This is a genomic window from Bradyrhizobium sp. 31Argb, assembly GCF_043638955.1.
Taxonomy (GTDB): domain Bacteria; phylum Pseudomonadota; class Alphaproteobacteria; order Rhizobiales; family Xanthobacteraceae; genus Bradyrhizobium.
In genome coordinates this window covers 1-966 of record NZ_JBEGDB010000637.1, presented here as the reverse complement: position 1 = coordinate 966, position 966 = coordinate 1, and the positions used below count along the sequence as shown (strand labels likewise).

The following is a 966-nucleotide window of genomic DNA, read 5'->3' as shown; positions in this document are numbered from 1 at the left end:
GGAGCGGAAGCCGGCAGTGACGGCTTTTTTCCATCGATCGTGGTGGATAATCTCGGGGCAAGATCGGCGATGCTCTCTCGGCCGTGATGAAGCTGCCGGATGGAATCATCACTAAATCGTCGTGACCGGATGGATTGCGCGCGGATGCGCGGCGGCGGGCGATGTCGCGCCATCATCCCTCTACGACCTGGCGCTCGCACCACAGCGTTATGCCGACATCCCGGTGAAAGTCCGCGAGTCAGCAAGGCATTTTTCCGGACGGTGGTGAGGAATGGCACGCTAGCGATGACCGCATCGACAAATTCGTCCCCCGGCCGGGGCTCCTGCTCGGAGAATTGTTAATCACGAGGAGATCGACGCGCCGCTTGGTCGCGCGGGCCACTACAACTGCGGCGTCGGCAAACCCACTAGCATCAAGCTTGCAGGATATGGCGCCGCTGCCGAGTGGCTGGCAGATCGAAATCTCGTGCCCTGTCGCAATGTCGAGCGCGACCATGGTTTTTATGCCGTCGCGCCCTTCAGTTTTTTCTGAACAAAACCAATGACGTGCACGCCTTGTCGCATGAGACTCCTGGGCTAAGTCGGCGAGCAGCTTATAAGCATCCTGTTCCGACCGGTGGAGGATTGCCGCAACGCGCTTCGGATCGATATCCGCGAGGGTGGTGATCATGGGCGTGATCCTCTAATTGCTCGTTTCGCGCTTTGTCGGCGCGAAACGCGCGATACCTACTCTGGCGCTTCAGGGCCGTGAACCAGCGAGACGCCCGTTGGCCTGGACGAATATACCGATTCCAAATCGAGCCTTAGGCATAGCGAGCGGCGCGTTATGCCGCTGTGCTGGAGATCGCCGCCCACACCTCTAGCCGGTACGGTACGCTGAACTGCGCATCGGCGGCAAGCCAGCTTGGTAACGGAGGCCTTCCGGAGCGGCTTGACCACGAAAGAGAGCGCGTGTCCCCCCACGAG

At 60.5% G+C, this 966-nt stretch carries 1 protein-coding gene; it reads right to left on the bottom strand.

What is annotated here, in order from left to right:
- Positions 1 to 238: 238 nt before the first annotated feature.
- Complete coding sequence (locus AAFX91_RS41995; RefSeq protein WP_130231991.1) at positions 239 to 670, bottom strand: DUF2478 domain-containing protein; 432 nt, start codon at positions 668 to 670, stop codon at positions 239 to 241.
- Positions 671 to 966 lie beyond the last annotated feature (296 nt).